Below are 234 nucleotides of genomic sequence, written 5' to 3'. Positions count from 1 at the left end.
TTCACCAGGCAGCCAGAGGAAGTGATTGACTCCTGACCAAAACTGAGAGGATTCCGTGATAGTCTTGCCATCCAACATTGACCAATGCACGCCTTCCAAGACATTACGGAAACCGAGGATTAGTCCTCCGACAATCAAGGCTGGAATAATCGGCGTAAAGATTTCTGCTAGAGTGGTCATGACACGTTGGACCAGGTTTTGATTGCTCTTAGCTGCGGACTTGGCTGCTTCTTT

General features: G+C 48.3%; 1 pseudogene. It reads right to left on the bottom strand.

The window, feature by feature from the left end:
* Positions 1–234: pseudogene (locus CF394_RS11960) on the bottom strand (PTS maltose transporter subunit IIBC); the annotation flags it as partial.

The organism is Tetzosporium hominis (assembly GCF_002265435.1).
GTDB lineage: Bacteria > Bacillota > Bacilli > Bacillales_A > Planococcaceae > Chryseomicrobium > Chryseomicrobium hominis.
Note: the sequence above shows the minus strand (reverse complement) of the source record. Positions and strands in the feature narration are given on the sequence as shown.